We start from the raw sequence: 14,654 nt of genomic DNA, 5'->3' as shown, positions 1-14,654 counted from the left end.
CCATCAATCGATGATGACTGAAACGGTATCCCCATTTGCCGATTTAACGTCAATGATAGGGCCATCTAACTCATGTTCAATCGCTTCAGTGATAAGGTTTATATCGAGGTCTTTAACGTATTTTTCCGATTGAGGAATACTTGCTGCGATGCTATGTCCAGCTGTTAGTAGCACCTTGATTAGTTTGATGGGTAAATTGACTGTGACGTTATCATTTTGAGCTGAAACAACATGAATTTTTAATGTCTTGTCTAAGTATCTAGCCGGCTTCTCAACAAGCTTATTGGCGGTTTCTTCTTTGTCCTTTAATACTTGAATTAGTTCAGAGCCTTTTTCTGCATCAATCTTTCCCTCTTGAACCATTGTTAACACTCGTGTAATTTCCTCTTTCATGATCGATTCCTCCCTATTCCTCTTTTAAAAGCTTAATAGCTTCTTCTGGTGTGATTTCACCATTCTCTAACATGGTCACAACTTTTTTCTCATCAGTTTCATTTTTCTTTTTCTGCTCATATCCAAGGGTTGAAATGATATCTGTCAGTTTACCGCGAACGGTTGGATACGATATCCCCAGTTCCTTTTCGACCTCTTTAATATTTCCTCTGCAGGTTAGAAATACTTCTACAAAATGAAGCTGATCCTTTGATAAGGAGGCCAGTTTGGATAATTCAAATTCGTTTTCTATCGTCGTGTGACAGTGGGAGCAGTGCAGCTTGGTGATATTCAATGTTTTACTGCAAACAGGGCAATCTGTGATTACTGGATAAGCCATATTGTACTTCCTTTCAGTTATTTGATTTGATTATATAACAAAGAATAGAATATATAAATGATAAAATTTAATTATATTCACTAATTAAATCAATAATATTAATTTGTAAATTAACATTATTGATTTCCCCACAAGTGAAATGCTAGTGCTTATAGCTTTGTTGATATGATAGACCGGAAGCAGAAGCTTTGACATCCCGTTCACTCCTATGATAAATTATCTCTAAATCAAGATGTTTAAATTAAAGATATTCATCTTAATCAATCGATTGATTAAGGTGATAGAAGGAGAAGAAAAATGAAAATCGGCATTATTTTAGGAAGTACTAGAGATGGACGGGTCAGCCCACAAGTGGGAGCATGGGTGAAGGAAATCGCAGATAAACGCGGAGATGCTACATATGAAATCATTGATATTGCAGATTACAAGCTTCCTTTATTAGGAGAAGCGAATGGGGACGCATCTGGTGCGGCAGCATGGGCTGAAGCGGTCAATAGCTGTGATGGGTTTGTCTTCATCGTTCAGGAGTATAATCACTCCATTACTGGAGCATTAAAAAATGCACTTGATTACTTACGTGTAGAATGGAATAACAAAGCAGCCGGAATTGTGAGCTATGGTTCTGTTGGCGGAGCGCGTGCGGCAGAGCATTTGCGCGGCATTCTTGGTGAGCTGCTTGTAGCTGATGTACGTGTACATCCTGCGTTATCTCTGTTCACGGATTTTGAAAACTTCACAGAGTTCAAACCGGCAGAAGTTCAGGTGAACTCTGTCAATGAAATGCTAGACCAATTGATTCCTTGGTCCACTGCATTGAAAACGATTCGCTAATCTGACAGAGGCAGAATGTGCAAGGCGTGCATTCTGCTTTTTTATACCCTCATGCGAAAAGAACCAAAATAGGCTTTCTTCATATTGTAGAAGTAAGCATTTGGTTAAATGCCTATTAAAGCAGAGGAGGCATTTGCATGGGGGTAGAATTGACCCTGATCCATTGGATTTATGTGTTGTTCATAGGCGGGATTATATGGTTGATGGCGATGCGGCGGGATACGTCACTGCTATGTATTGTCGGAATACTGATGATTGCCGTTCTCTCGACGGAGAGCTTGACCGATTCAGTGAGCGGTGTGTTTAATAGTTTTATTTATGCGATTGGGGAGCTTCTGCCGACGATTCTAATTATTTGCATCATCGTATCCTTGAGCCGGGTGTTGACGGATACGGGTATCAATGATGTGATGGTCTACCCATTTACGAAGATGATGAAGACGCCAGCTCTGTCATTTTGGACGATTGGGATTATCATGATGATTTCCTCTTGGTTTTTCTGGCCGTCCCCAGGGGTGGCGCTTCTAGGAGCCGTCCTGCTTCCAGCGGCGGTACGTGTGGGGCTTCCGGGGCTAGGTGTGGCGATGGCCATGAATTTATTCGGTCATGGCATTGCACTGTCTGGAGATTATGTCATCCAAGCGGCACCGAAACTGACAGCAGATGCGGCTGGTCTTCCGGTCAGTGCCGTAATGGAAGCGAGTATTCCACTTGTCATCACGATGGGACTTGTGACGACAGTAACGGCTTTTTATTTCTTGAGGAGAGATATGAGGAGGGGGACACTGAGAGCTGAGATGCCTGCCGCTTCAGAACCGGAGAGTGAGAAGGCGGAGCTTCTGTCCTCAAAGCAGAAGAAATGGTTTGCGGTACTCGTTCCCCTCCTCTTTATCATCGATGTGGCCTTGATGGCGGTCTTTGATCTTCAGGGGGGAGATGCCACCTCGCTAATAGGAGGGACAGCGATTGTCATCTTGATTGTGCTCACATTGTTTGCGCATAAATCGAAGGGACTTGAAGAGACGACCGCTTATTTGATTAAAGGGTTTCAATTCGGCTTTAAGGTGTTCGGTCCGGTCATTCCGATTGCGGCTTTTTTCTATTTAGGGGATGCTGGTTTCATAGCTATTCTTGGGGATGAATTGCCGAAGGGCTCCGCCGGGATTGTCAATGACCTTGGAACGGCGCTTGCCGGAGCAATTCCACTGACAAAGGAAATCGCAGCTGTGACGATAACGGCTGTTGGTGCTATTACGGGGCTGGATGGTTCGGGCTTCTCTGGGATATCGCTGGTCGGTTCGGTTGCTCAGCTGTTTGAGCATTCACTTGATTCTGGAGCGGCCACCTTGACAGCACTTGGTCAAATCGCGGCCATCTGGGTTGGCGGCGGGACCTTGGTGCCATGGGCGCTAATTCCAGCAGCGGCCATTTGTAACGTGAGTCCGTTTGAGCTTGCTCGCCGCAACTTAGTGCCAGTTGTCATTGGGCTTGTGGTAACAACGATTGTGGCTATGTTCCTTATTTGATTTTTCATGCAGTGGATGAGGCATCCACTGCTTTATTTCAGGAGGAAGCGGATTAGGGGTTTGTTTTCTCCAAGGGGTTGAGGGTACAATGGATATAAAGAAATCCTCCTAGAAGCAGAGGTGAAAGCAGGATGGCGAGAGTGAGAAAATTTTCCTCGAGTGAAATATTCACCGAGACGAAGAACTTACTGTTGAGCAATGGCTATAACGGTTTTACGATTCGGCTGCTTGCAGATGCGCTTAATGTATCAAGGGCGGCAATTTATAAATATTATCCGAATAAGGACGAGCTTATCATGGATTTCATGATTCATGAGATGTCGATCTTAATTAGAGATTTAAAGGCGATTGACAAGACGGCCCGTTTTGAGGTCCAATTGGATAATTTGTTAACGTGCATCTTCAAGAAGAAGGATCTGCATGAGATTCTCAGCATTGCCGCCATCATTAGTGACAGCGGAAATGGACAGGTCGCAAGAAAGAAGGAACATTTAGAGGAATTGCATAGGTCGATGTATCAGCCAATGGAGCGGATGATTGCGCTCGGCAAGGCTGAGGGTGTCCTATCAGCCCATTTGCCGGATGCGTTGATTCTAGGGTTCATCTTCCAGAGCATTGCGATTCCGAATCATATGAATTTGCCAGAGAAGGATTTTAGGAAGTTTATCTTTGACATGATATGTACAGGCATCTATAAGCCTTCTAAAGTGACAATTGTGTAACTTTGGTCTATACTAAGGTTAAACAATTGGTCACTTTATTTTTTTGTCAAAAGTGACACATGTGTAACTTTGGGTAAGGGGGAATTTGGTCATGTTTTTAGCATTAAAGGAATTACGGCATGCGAAATTGCGCTTCACAATGATTGGCGCGATTATCATGCTGATTGCCTGGCTCGTGTTTATCCTTTCCGGCCTTGGTAATGGACTATCAACTTTAAGTGCGGCAACGTTGAAAAATATGAATGCCGATTATGTTGTCTATGAGAAAGGAGCAGGAGCTTCGTTTAATAAATCGCTCCTATCGGCCTCTTTAGAAGAGGATGTAGCAAAGCAGGATCATGTAGAGGGAACAGCCCTCTTTGGTGCGGCAACAGCCTCTATTTCTCAGGAGGAAACGGATGAATCTGAGGACAAAACGGATGTTGCCATCTTAGGGATTGACCCAGGCTCCTTCATTGAACCAGAGGTAATTGAAGGCAGCGGGCTTGATTCCTCCATTGAAAACGGCGTGCTCGCCAATGAGACACTGAAGGATAAAGGCTATCAAATTGGGGATGAGGTAGTCATTGACAGCTCTACTGAAACTGTCAAGATTATTGGATTCGTGGAAAACGAAACGTTTAACCATTTACCGGTTTTGTTCGGAACGCTGGAGCAATGGAGAGCCTATCAGTTTGCGGCACCTGGCTCAAACAATGGCATTGGGGATGTAGTCAATGCGATTGCCGTTCAAGGTGAGGATGTAGATCCTGCGGTTATTGATAAGCATATCGATGGTGTAGAAACTGTAACAAAGGCAAAGGCAGTGCAAGGAATGCCAGGATACACAGCCGAAAACGGAACAATCATGATGATGCTCGCATTCTTAGTGGTTATTTCAGCATTTGTCATTGCGGTCTTCTTCTATGTGTTAACCATTCAAAAGACCAACCAATTTGGCGTGATGAAAGCCATTGGAGCAAGCAATGGTTTTATTGCTAAGACGATTGTGTCCCAAGTATTTGTGCTTTCCTTTATCAGCATTTTAATTGGGATTGGATTAACATACTTAACGGCGATGGCATTCCCAGAAGGCATGCCGTTTACATTGGATGGGAAGATGGTTATCATCTACGCGATTCTCCTATTGGTTATTAGTGTCTTAAGTTCGCTGATTTCCGTCCGCCGAATCACGAAGATTGATCCGCTTACCGCATTAGGGAGGGTTGAATAATGGCTGGTTTAGACTTAAAAGATGTAACAAAAACATATAAGGAAGGCAGTACGACGATTACTGCCTTAGACCATGCCTCCATTGAGGTGAAGGAAGGGGAGTTCGCTGCTGTTATCGGTCCATCCGGTTCAGGAAAAAGTACACTTCTTTCTATAGCAGGAGCACTTCTGCAGCCAACATCAGGCGAGGTATGGGTGAATGGTGAGAATATTGCTAAGATGTCCAGCAAAGATCTTTCCAGCCTCCGCCTGAAGGAGATTGGATTTATCCTGCAGACCTCCAACCTTCTTCCTTATCTGACGGTTTTGGACCAATTAATCGTCGTAAAGAAAATGGATGGCAAGGTTTCAGCGGAAGACCGCCAATTCGCTAAGCAGCTCTTATCAGAACTAGGGCTTGGCGATAAACTGAAAAAGTATCCGAATGAGCTGTCAGGAGGAGAGCGGCAGCGTGTGGCAATCGCACGTGCTTTCATAAATAACTCAAAGGTTATCTTGGCAGATGAACCGACCGCAAGTCTTGATTCTAATCGAGCTCATGAGGTTGTTCAGCTGATAGCCAAAGAGGTTAAAAGCCGTAATAAAGCAGCTGTCATGGTAACGCATGACGAGCGGATGCTCGAGTATTGTGATAAAGTATATCGGATGGAAGATGGAGTATTAACACTTCAACCATGATGATAGTGGATAGGAGGCGCCTTGGGCGTCTCTTTTTTTTGGGCAGCATGGAGGGAAATATAGCAGTGCTTAATAATCCCTACAAATTCTCGTTATACTTTCTATATTTTTCTTTGGTTCTTGTAAATCTATTATTAATGAATGAGGATATCTCTTTTTAATTTTTTCGTTCCTTTATTTGACGTGTCACTTCCACTATATAAAACAAAAAATACTTTCTTATTCTTTAAATTGCATTTATGCAGTATTGAATTTGCGGGGGGCAGGCTAATCTTGCGTTCCAAATAGGCGAACCAATATACACTTCATTATACTTGTCTATATCAAGCCCTATTGGTTTTATCCTTGTTCGTAAACCTAGGAAAGATATAAACCCTCCAACAAACATCGATAGAACAAAATTCTTTGGTAACGCTCTGCGCTTAGTTTCTACTTTATATACATCAAAGCCATCTTTTTTCAATTCTGATGCAATTAAATCACCATTACCGGTTAATGAATAATATAAAAATCATTTTTTCATCGATGAATATGACTCCTCGTATTTATACTTTTTATAAGGCTATGTTTAAACGTTAGTGTTGATTTTCACTGCAGATAGGACGCTCTCCGCAAAGTCGCATCTTTAGAAAAATCAACATTCAATTATAACAGGCCCTACATATAAAAAGGAGCGTTCAATTGTCTTTAGGAGATTCCTTTGGCTACCGCCCGAAATAGTATCACAGAACAAAGTCAGCCATTTTTTCAATGTAATTCGCTGAAAGTGGTTTTAATTCCGCGTTATTATACGCATAAAAGCCAATTCCATTTACCCCTGCAGCTTCAAAATCATTAATTGAATCACCGATTAAAATGGTTTCTATTTTGAGGTAGCCATTATCTTTCATGACCTGCTTGACCAAGTCATTCTTATGAGTCGGCGACCCATGAATCGATTTGAAATAATGGGCGATGTTTAATTGCTCGCATAAATACTTCAATTCATTCTCGTCTGCTCCCGATACGATATGGAAGTTAAATTTCGTTTGATTATCCTGAATGAACTGCACAACTTCTGAAATTAGATGTTCTGGGTTATTCAATTCTTCCTTCGCTATTTCAGAGAATTTATCGGCATAACGCATGATATCTTTTTCTTCATATGGAATACCTAAAACCTCTTCAAAGAAATATTTGATTTTCACATAGCGGGACAATCCCCCATTTAAATTGTGAAAATCTAATAAGATTTTTATCGCCTCAGAATCATACCCTTCGAAAATCTTCCGGAATGCCTCTGATTTAATCGGCATTGAATCGATAATAACCCCGTCAAAATCAAATAATATATTTTTGATCATTATGATATCTCCTTATAAATTACCTGAAATCTTAATTTTTTTATATTACCATAATGTCTATTTGAAAAAAAGGTTCTGACAGATTCCAATCGTGTTCGTTGATTCAATAGGTGATGTACGGAGATTCACCATCAATTATCTAGAAGTTAGAGGAATCCAAAATTCATGCAAAGTAACGAAACTTAGGTGAGGGGCTGCAATTTGGTTTTTGGAGAAATATGTATAATTATGGGGAATTGTTACGTATTGTATTAGAAATGAATGGGGTCAATTGAGCTATGAATAAAGAGAATCACATTGATATGGATGAGAATGAATGACTTTATTTGTAGAAGCCTCCAGATAAACCGTATGAAAAGCTCTCCATCAATTATCTGAAAAATCCGTCTTTTTAGGTCTTTTTACTTAATGATAGATAAATAAATAATCCTATATTAGACATCATAAAAAAATTCTTTGGTGGTCAAAAGTGAGTAATTTATCACAAGAAGTTGAAGTTTATTTTAAAAAATTCATATATATAAGAAAAATGAGTAAATATTACCGAATTTATTCATTTCCGGGATATGGATTGCAATTTATGCCAAATGTTTGAATAATTTGATATATATAAACGATTTCTGGGTGATTTTGCACATTAAGTGAAAGGGGATGAAGGAAAGGCATGCTTGAATCAAAAAGAAGAGCCATTATTTTTTTACTATTATCTTTATTACTTGCTATTATAGCTGGATTTCTTGTTCTGCAGAAGGTTAAGGCTCTGAATAATGATTTGGGAACCGTAGTGAATGTTTATGCTGCCAAATCGGATATAGCGTCAAGGCAAGATATTACACCTGACTTGATTACAACGAAAGAGATCCCAAAGAAGTATTTGGAGAATTATCATATTACCAATATCAGTGACCTGGAGAATAAGGTTGCTGTAGTCCCTCTATCTGCTGGGGATGTCATTTCAAAGAATGTTTTAAAGCAATCCTCCGTCGTCATGGAGGAACATAATCGGTTAATTTCTGTCATGTCTGATGAGAGAGTCTTTTTTGACGAATCTCTTGAGGCGTTAGACAGGGTCGATATTATCGTATCAGAGAAATTTGGGGACAAACCGAAAACAACGATTTTTATGAAGGATGTAAAGGTAGCTCGGATTGCGAAAAAGAGTGATAAATTTGCCGGCGTGCAATTGGAAGTTCCGCTAGAACAAGCACCTCAATTAATACATATGCAAAATTATGCGGATAGCGTGCGAATCGTAAAATCGAATGTCGGACAGCCGGCCGAAGAGCTTGAAGAAGCTGGGAAAGAGGATAAGGAAGTGAAACAAGCGGAAACCGAAAAAGCGTCAGCTAAAGAAGAAAAGGAAGAGACAAAGGACAAGAAAGATGACTCGAATGAAGCAAAAGATAAGAAGGATGAGTAAGGGCTCATTTAAATAGAGATGACGGGGGAAAGCCAAATGAAACAAGATGTATCATTACTCATTGTCGGAGATGAAGATAATACTCTCTATGCTGGTATCGAAGGATTTCTTTCCAGCTATCCTAAATGGGACTTAGTATCGGCCAGCCGCATGATTGAGCATTTGGAGAAAGATGAACATACCGATATAGCCATTGTGTTATACAGGCAAGAAGCTGCTAGCATAGATGTCATACAAACTATTAAAAAGACAAGTCCTACAACAGCAGTAGTCTTTTTGCATCATGTGCAGGATTTCCAGCTTGCGCGTGAAGTATTGCGTGCTGGAGCGACTGACTATCTTGTTATACCAGATGAAAAGGAACTGTTCTCTGAGAGAATCGACTTTCTAGGCAATATGGTTAGAGTCCGTAACAAGCAAGGAGGAGCCAGCACCTCGGTGTTCTCTAAAGGGCGAGGTGAGGTCATTGCTTTCTACAGTGGGAAGGGTGGAAGCGGCACGACCTTGATAAGTTCAGCATTCGCGCAAACCTTAAAGCTTGATTCAACAGCGGAAGTCATTCTAATCGATTTCAATCTTCAATATGGCGGGGTTGAAACATATCTCGGAATTGAGGAAAACCGTTCGCTGGTTGATCTAAAGCCTGTCATTCATGAGATTAGTGACAGCCACATCCGAAATGTAACGGAAAAGGAGCGTTTCTCAAAATTAGAGGTCTTGCTCAGCCCGAGGGATGCTGAGATGGCAGAGGCAATAGATGAGGATTATATGAAGCGGCTTATTCGTGCTTGTAAGAGAAGCTTTGATTTCGTCATTTTAGATGTTCCTAGCCATATCGACATTACTTCCTTTGCGGCGATTGAGGAGGCAGATAAAATCTTCTATTGCATAACGCCAGATACCCCTTCCATACGGGTATTCAAGAGCGTAGAGGAATTATTCAAACGTTTAGGTATTCATTTAGATGAGCGCCTTGAGGTGGTGGTCAATCAGGCTGGCAAGGATGCGGAACTTACCGGTAAAGACCTTAGCCGCTTTATTCAATACCCATTTGCGGTTGAAATTAAAAAAGATATTAAAGGAGTTCTTCATTCCATCAATAAAAGTGAGCCAATCCGCAAGGAAGCTAAGGAGAAACGATTGCCCTTGGTTGCCAAGGATATTCAAAAATGGGTCGGCAGCCTGTTGAAATAGACAGTTGACTGGTGAAGGGAGAGTGAATGATGGCGCTATTCAGTAAAAAGAGGGATGTCCCGCAGGATTATGCGGTCAATGGCTATAGTACCTCGCAAACAAACCCTTATATTGATGAACTGGTAGAACACTATAAAACGAGATTATTAACAGAGACCAATCTAGAAACATTAACCTCTTTATCAGAGGGTGAGAAAAGACTGACGATTGAGCGTCTAATCAGTACCTTCATGTCAGAGGAAAAAGTCGTTATCCCAAGGCATGACAGAGAAATGATGCTCACGCGTCTGATTGATGAGTCTGTTGGATTCGGTCCCCTTGAGCCTTTATTGAATGATGAGAGCATTACAGAGATCCTTGTTAACGGTCCGAAGGAAGTATTTATTGAGAGAAATGGAAGGCTTGAACGCTCAGATATTGAATTTCGTGATGAATCCCATGTCAGGCATATTATTGACCGGGTTGTTGCACCGCTTGGCCGTCGGATTGATGAGAGCTCACCAATGGTAGATGCCCGGCTCCCAGACGGCAGTCGTGTCAATGCCGTAATACCCCCAATAAGTTTGAATGGAACATTAATATCCATCCGTAAGTTTCGCAAAACGCCATTTGAAATGCAGGATTTGCTTGAATTTGGTTCCTTGGATGAATCCATGATTACGTTTTTGGAATCCATTGTAGAGGCTAAATTGAATGTGCTGATCTCTGGCGGGACAGGGAGCGGGAAAACAACGTTCCTAAATGCGGTCGCAAAATCGATTCCGGTGCATGAAAGGGTCATAACGATAGAGGACTCGGCAGAATTAAGGTTAAACAGAGGTTCCGTTGTCGGACTGGAAGCAAGACCTGCGAATGTGGAGGGGAGTGGGGAAATCTCCATTCGTCAATTAGTGAAGAATGCGCTCAGGATGAGACCGGACCGAATCATTGTCGGTGAGGTTCGTGGCGCAGAGGCTTTTGATATGCTGCAGGCTATGAATACAGGTCATGAAGGTTCGTTGACGACCGTCCATGCGAACTCTCCTTCAGATGCTCTTAGCAGGGTTGAGGGAATGGTCATTATGGCGGGGATGGATTTGCCATCTCATATTGTCCGGGAATACATTGTGGGTGCTCTTGATTATATTGTGCAAGCTGAACGTCTATCGGATGGGAAGCGAAAAATCATGAATATTTCAGAGGTGTCAGTGGATGAGGAGAATCAAATTCAGATTAGAGACATCTTTACATTCAAACGGACAGGCATGGGTGCAAATGGTGAAGTGCTAGGCTATCATACGGCAACCGGTCTTATTCCTAAAGTCCTTCAACGTATTCGTGTCTTTGGCATTGAAATGGATGAACGTCTATTTACACCAAAGGAGGAGTTTGTGTATGAACGAAATCATCTACATTCCCCTACTATCTAGTTTGGCTGTACTCGCTTTTATTGCATGCATGTATTCCTATTTGGGCTATCGAGCGCAAAAACGTGAATGGAAGCAGAAGATATCTTCATGGTATCCGGAGAAGAAACGAACGAGCTTTTTCAGTGGACTAGGAGATAAATTTGATAAGACTGACCGTGCGAAGGAGCTTGGCGTGAAATTGCACAATGCGAACCTGCCGCTTGCCCCGTCAGAATATCTTGCCTTTCACATATTGGGTTTCCTGGCTCTGTCAGTCCTATTTACGAATATGTTCAAAATTCCTTTTCCCTTGAATGTCCTGATTCCTCTGGCACTATCTTATTTTGCGCATTATACGTTGTTTATGGTGCGGAAGAATAAATATGAAGAACGGTTTAATGACCAACTAGCGGACGTTTGCCGTTTGCTTGGCAATGCGGCACGGTCAGGGATGACCTTGAATCAAGGGATTGATTTAGTGGCAAGGGAAACACCGGCGCCGGCAGGAGATGAATTTAAGCGCATTTCACAGGAGTTAAGGCTTGGGGTGCCGCTTGAATATGCGCTTCGCTCTATTCAGAAACAAAATAAATCCAGAGAATTTCAGCTCTTTATTGCCACGCTTCTTATTCAGAAAAAAACCGGCGGCAATTTAGCGGCCATTCTTGAATCAATGTCCAATACATTAGAGGATCGGAAAATCCTCAATCAATCGATTAAAACGATGACAGCGGAACAAAAGTACATCTCGTATATCGTTCCAGCTATGCCAATCTTTCTTGTGTTAATCATGAATGCCTCAATGGATGGATTTGTCGACCCATTATGGACGGGCCCGGGAATCGTATTGCTCTGTTTATTTATTGCAGGTGTGGTGCTCTCTTTCTTCCTGATTCGAAAAATTACAAATATAAAGGTGTAGTCTATGGATGCTCTCATCATTTTAAGCGTTTTATTATTCTGGTTGTTTTTCTCTTTAACCATTCGGCATTATAACCGCTACCTGGATGAAAAAAGAGGCTTGATTAGCCATATAGCTGATACCGTTCAGGATGGCTATCTAGGAACTAGCCGAAAACGAAAGAAGAATTCTAAGCTGACGGAAAAGATATTTACGTATTCCGATGACTTTGCTGATTTGGGCAAGCGCATTAACTTCTTCAGCGAAAACAAAGAGATTGAGGATTTATTAAGGAGGGCTGGCCGGCCATATAACTTTACGCTCGACCGGTTTCAAGGGCTCAAGATATGGCTAGCAGTGACCCTGTTTTTCGCCTCTTTAATCTTTTTAATTCTCGGCTTTCCGCTGGCACAGTTTGGTCCTATTCTATTGCCTGTTCTTGGTTTTTTGGCTCCCGTATTCTGGCTCAAGAAGACTGCTAAGAAGAGACAGGAGGAATTACGGCAAGATCTGCCCGATTTCCTTGATACAGTCAGCACGAGCTTGCAGGCTGGGGTCAGCCTAGACCAAACATTGCGCGAGGTAATTCGCTATTTCGATGGGCCGCTTCATGAGGAGTTTTCCCGGTTTAATCATGAAATTGAATTGGGCGTTCCGCGTGAAATGGCCTACAGAGGTTTATTAGAAAGAAATGATACCAAGGAATTCCAAGGACTGATTAAGTCACTCATCCAAGGCCTGAAGCTCGGAGTCCCGATTGCGACTACCTTTAAGGTACAGGCTGAGGATATGAGGCAATTCCGTGAAGAGAAAATTAAAGAAATAGCAGCCAAGGCCTCTCCGAAGGTAACCATGGTAACGACTTTTGTCGTGGCGCCTGTATCACTACTCATTATTGCCGGCTTAATGATCTTGAATATGATCTATGGAGATAACAGTCTAGGAAGTTTATTTCAGTAACCCCTCCCAAAGGGAGTTATATAAATCATTTATTATATAGGAGGAATATTATTATGAATTATCTAACGGAAATGTATGTTAAAGCAGCTTCAAAGGTTGACGGTCATTTAAAGAATGAGAGGGGTTCACAAACACTGGAGTGGATTGGAATTGCGGCAGTGATTGTTATTTTAGTTGGATTGGTGTCTACGGCTTTTAGTAACTCGGATTTTGGGGGGACCATTTTAGGCAAACTTGAATCTCTTCTTGATAAAATGATTGCCGACTAATACTTTTTGAGGAGTGTACAACTTGAAGAAATTGACCATGGTTACACTTGCTCTGCTCCTTTTAATAGGCTGTTCAGATAAGGAGCCAGACCAACAGAATGCATCTCCTGAAACTACTCCTACTGAGGAAGTAAGTAATAAGGAAGAACGTCCAGCTAAAGAGACAGATACAAATCAAGATAGTGACAAATCAGAGGGGAATTGGATTGATAAATTTGCAGAAGCACCTGAGGTGAAGATAAGTCCCGAATACCTGGCTAATCAACCACAAGGTCCCTATGCAGAATATAGGTTTTCAATGGAGAACGAGAAGTTCGAAGAGTTATTTGAAGGGATGGATGGAATTCCTGCTGATGCAACGGAGGAGGAGTTAGACAAAGTCTTTAATTACATTGTCAGCCAGGTATCCGTTGATCTCACAGATCCACAAACTATAGTAGATAGTTGGAAGATTGGGTCGTATGGTAATCCAGAACTTGAAGACTCTCGTTATCATTTCAAAGAAAACTACAATATTGAGATTCTCATAGACTCAAGCGGAAGTATGGCTAATCTGGCGAATGGGAAGACGAGAATGGAAGTAGCTAAAGAAGCCATTCATCAATTCCTAAAGGATGCTCCTGAGAATGCAAATGTTGCGCTGCGCGTATATGGACATAAAGGAACAGGTTCTGACGCCGATAAGGAACTTTCCTGTAAGAGCAGTGAGATGGTTTATTCATTTGATTCTTATGATGAAACCAAGTTTACTAAAGCTCTAAATGCGTTTGAGCCGGCCGGTTGGACACCATTAGCACAAACAATGCTACAAGCTAAGGATGATATGAAGAAATTTGATGGAGACACGAACACGAATATGATTTATGTCGTGAGTGATGGTATAGAGACCTGTGATGGTGATCCAGTTGAAGCAGCTAAATCATTTGCAGAATCTAATATTAAGCCTATCATCAATATCATTGGATTTGATGTCGATGGAGATGGACAAAAGCAGTTGAAAGAAATGGCGGAACAAGCAAATGGAACATATACAAATGTATATAATAGCGAGCAATTATCCTCGGAGTTTAAGAAAGCGCAAGATGCATTAGAGGAATGGAAGAAGTGGAAAGAAAACGCAGAATACCAGGCTGATAAAGATAGCAACCGAAGATATTTGGATACAAATTATTTGGAAAATGAATACGTGAATACACTTTCTAGGCAAGAAAATAATACATTTTTTATTATTGGGAAATTAGAATCTCTAGAATTAATAACAACTGAGCAAAAAAAATATTTAAATGAGAAAAGAATAGAAGTTGAGCAGCAAATGAAAGAAGCTATCTCGAGTATTATGAGTGATCTAGAAGAGATAGATGCAAAAACCCTAGAAGAAACAAAGAAGCAAATCCAAGAGAAATACAATCAAAACACAAATTAAATAGGAATAGAATAG

The 14,654-nt window shown here is 41.4% G+C and carries 15 protein-coding genes; 12 read left to right on the top strand and 3 right to left on the bottom strand.

From position 1 onward, the window contains the following. Positions 1-3: 3 nt before the first annotated feature. On the bottom strand, positions 4-393 hold the full coding sequence (locus tag AC622_RS18555) for an SHOCT-like domain-containing protein (RefSeq protein WP_049672399.1): 390 nt from the start codon (positions 391-393) through the stop codon (positions 4-6). Between the two features lie 13 nt (positions 394-406). Further along, on the bottom strand, positions 407-772 hold the full coding sequence (locus AC622_RS18550) for a DUF2089 domain-containing protein (RefSeq protein ID WP_049672398.1): 366 nt from the start codon (positions 770-772) through the stop codon (positions 407-409). Positions 773-1,069: 297 nt separating this feature from the next. Between AC622_RS18550 and AC622_RS18545 the strand changes: the two genes are divergently transcribed. The 5 genes from AC622_RS18545 to AC622_RS18525 all read left to right on the top strand — a co-directional run bounded on the left by AC622_RS18545 (position 1,070) and on the right by AC622_RS18525 (position 5,741). Next, complete coding sequence (locus tag AC622_RS18545) at positions 1,070-1,603, top strand: NADPH-dependent FMN reductase (RefSeq protein WP_049672397.1); 534 nt, start codon at positions 1,070-1,072, stop codon at positions 1,601-1,603. Between the two features lie 137 nt (positions 1,604-1,740). Continuing rightward, the gene (locus tag AC622_RS18540; RefSeq protein ID WP_049672396.1) at positions 1,741-3,129 is read left to right on the top strand and encodes a membrane protein; all 1,389 of its coding nucleotides are present in this window, start codon (positions 1,741-1,743) and stop codon (positions 3,127-3,129) included. A 131-nt stretch (positions 3,130-3,260) separates the two neighbouring features. After that, complete coding sequence (locus AC622_RS18535; protein ID WP_049672395.1) at positions 3,261-3,851, top strand: TetR/AcrR family transcriptional regulator; 591 nt, start codon at positions 3,261-3,263, stop codon at positions 3,849-3,851. A 91-nt stretch (positions 3,852-3,942) separates the two neighbouring features. Next, positions 3,943-5,064, top strand: coding sequence for an ABC transporter permease (locus AC622_RS18530; RefSeq protein WP_049672394.1), 1,122 nt, complete (start codon positions 3,943-3,945; stop codon positions 5,062-5,064). After that, positions 5,064-5,741 carry an ABC transporter ATP-binding protein gene (locus tag AC622_RS18525; protein WP_049672393.1) on the top strand — a complete coding sequence of 226 codons (678 nt, stop codon included), beginning with the start codon at positions 5,064-5,066 and terminating at the stop codon, positions 5,739-5,741. The genes AC622_RS18530 and AC622_RS18525 overlap by 1 nt, the downstream gene beginning before the upstream one ends. Before the next feature lie 722 nt (positions 5,742-6,463). Here AC622_RS18525 and AC622_RS18520 read toward each other — a convergent pair. Continuing rightward, entirely contained in the window at positions 6,464-7,084 is a 621-nt protein-coding gene (locus AC622_RS18520) for an HAD family hydrolase (RefSeq protein WP_049672392.1), read from the bottom strand. Between the two features lie 664 nt (positions 7,085-7,748). Here AC622_RS18520 and AC622_RS18515 point away from each other — a divergent pair. The 7 genes from AC622_RS18515 to AC622_RS18485 are packed head-to-tail and all read left to right on the top strand — an operon-like array spanning position 7,749 to position 14,639. Beyond that, a complete protein-coding gene (locus tag AC622_RS18515) occupies positions 7,749-8,504 on the top strand; it encodes an SAF domain-containing protein (protein WP_049672391.1) in 756 nt (251 codons plus the stop codon). Positions 8,505-8,540: 36 nt separating this feature from the next. Next, complete coding sequence (locus AC622_RS18510) at positions 8,541-9,698, top strand: AAA family ATPase (protein WP_049672390.1); 1,158 nt, start codon at positions 8,541-8,543, stop codon at positions 9,696-9,698. Positions 9,699-9,727: 29 nt separating this feature from the next. Then, positions 9,728-11,107: a CpaF family protein gene (locus tag AC622_RS18505; protein WP_082197214.1), complete on the top strand. Its 1,380-nt coding sequence runs from the start codon at positions 9,728-9,730 to the stop codon at positions 11,105-11,107. Beyond that, positions 11,073-12,008 carry a type II secretion system F family protein gene (locus tag AC622_RS18500; protein WP_231589556.1) on the top strand — a complete coding sequence of 312 codons (936 nt, stop codon included), beginning with the start codon at positions 11,073-11,075 and terminating at the stop codon, positions 12,006-12,008. The genes AC622_RS18505 and AC622_RS18500 overlap by 35 nt, the downstream gene beginning before the upstream one ends. A gap of 3 nt (positions 12,009-12,011) precedes the next feature. Beyond that, a complete protein-coding gene (locus tag AC622_RS18495; protein WP_049672388.1) occupies positions 12,012-12,947 on the top strand; it encodes a type II secretion system F family protein in 936 nt (311 codons plus the stop codon). A 53-nt stretch (positions 12,948-13,000) separates the two neighbouring features. Next, a complete protein-coding gene (locus tag AC622_RS18490; protein ID WP_049672387.1) occupies positions 13,001-13,216 on the top strand; it encodes a hypothetical protein in 216 nt (71 codons plus the stop codon). Positions 13,217-13,238: 22 nt separating this feature from the next. Then, positions 13,239-14,639, top strand: coding sequence for a VWA domain-containing protein (locus AC622_RS18485; RefSeq protein WP_049672386.1), 1,401 nt, complete (start codon positions 13,239-13,241; stop codon positions 14,637-14,639). The last annotated feature ends 15 nt before the right edge of the window (positions 14,640-14,654 follow it).

This window comes from Bacillus sp. FJAT-27916, from assembly GCF_001183965.1.
GTDB lineage: Bacteria > Bacillota > Bacilli > Bacillales > Pradoshiaceae > Pradoshia.
This window is presented reverse-complemented; position numbering and strand designations above follow the sequence as displayed.

Bases quoted from the DNA above. Each gene is read 5' to 3' on its own strand.
- AC622_RS18500 (WP_231589556.1), top strand. From the start codon at position 11,073: ATGAACGAAATCATCTACATTCCCCTACTATCTAGTTTGGCTGTACTC.
- AC622_RS18510 (WP_049672390.1), top strand. From the start codon at position 8,541: ATGAAACAAGATGTATCATTACTCATTGTCGGAGATGAAGATAATACT.
- AC622_RS18540 (WP_049672396.1), top strand. From the start codon at position 1,741: ATGGGGGTAGAATTGACCCTGATCCATTGGATTTATGTGTTGTTCATA.
- AC622_RS18535 (WP_049672395.1), top strand. From the start codon at position 3,261: ATGGCGAGAGTGAGAAAATTTTCCTCGAGTGAAATATTCACCGAGACG.
- AC622_RS18515 (WP_049672391.1), top strand. From the start codon at position 7,749: ATGCTTGAATCAAAAAGAAGAGCCATTATTTTTTTACTATTATCTTTA.
- AC622_RS18495 (WP_049672388.1), top strand. From the start codon at position 12,012: ATGGATGCTCTCATCATTTTAAGCGTTTTATTATTCTGGTTGTTTTTC.
- AC622_RS18530 (WP_049672394.1), top strand. From the start codon at position 3,943: ATGTTTTTAGCATTAAAGGAATTACGGCATGCGAAATTGCGCTTCACA.
- AC622_RS18550 (WP_049672398.1), bottom strand. From the start codon at position 772: ATGGCTTATCCAGTAATCACAGATTGCCCTGTTTGCAGTAAAACATTG.
- AC622_RS18490 (WP_049672387.1), top strand. From the start codon at position 13,001: ATGAATTATCTAACGGAAATGTATGTTAAAGCAGCTTCAAAGGTTGAC.
- AC622_RS18525 (WP_049672393.1), top strand. From the start codon at position 5,064: ATGGCTGGTTTAGACTTAAAAGATGTAACAAAAACATATAAGGAAGGC.
- AC622_RS18520 (WP_049672392.1), bottom strand. From the start codon at position 7,084: ATGATCAAAAATATATTATTTGATTTTGACGGGGTTATTATCGATTCA.
- AC622_RS18555 (WP_049672399.1), bottom strand. From the start codon at position 393: ATGAAAGAGGAAATTACACGAGTGTTAACAATGGTTCAAGAGGGAAAG.
- AC622_RS18505 (WP_082197214.1), top strand. From the start codon at position 9,728: ATGGCGCTATTCAGTAAAAAGAGGGATGTCCCGCAGGATTATGCGGTC.
- AC622_RS18545 (WP_049672397.1), top strand. From the start codon at position 1,070: ATGAAAATCGGCATTATTTTAGGAAGTACTAGAGATGGACGGGTCAGC.